The organism is Treponema sp. R8-4-B8 (assembly GCF_054786175.1).
Window position 1 is genome coordinate 1 of sequence record NZ_BDHE01000460.1, and the last position, 431, is coordinate 431.

The 431-nt window shown below is 45.5% G+C and carries 1 protein-coding gene; it reads left to right on the forward strand.

The window, feature by feature from the left end; genetic code table 11:
* Positions 1-360: AAA family ATPase (locus ACYVRA_RS09245; protein ID WP_461252408.1), on the forward strand; the 360-nt coding region annotated here is incomplete at its 5' end.
* Positions 361-431 lie beyond the last annotated feature (71 nt).

The window sequence follows — 431 nt, forward strand, 5'->3', positions numbered from 1 at the left end:
GCGGAAGAAAAACTGCGCCTGCTTGAAATTGAGGATTTAAAAAATCGATGTTTTAGGGAATTGTCCGGCGGACAGCAGAGGCGCGTGTTACTCGCGCGTTCCCTTTGCGCCGCTGAAAAACTTCTCGTGTTAGACGAACCTTTCGCCGGCCTTGATCCTCTGATTAGCGCGCAGTTGTACAGGCTGCTTGAAAAAATAAACCGTGAAACAAGAATGACGATAATAATGGTTTCCCATGAAATTGAAGCCGCCGACTGCGCGACAAAAGTGCTGCACTTGCAAAAACAGCAGCTTTTTTTCGGCGGCATGGAAGATTACAAAAAGAGCGAGACAGGCAGAAAATTTTTAGGAGAAGTTTGATGTTAAAAGTTTTATTGGAGATGTTCAGTTACGCGTTTCTTGTAAGGGCTTTTATTGTCGGCGCCCTTGTC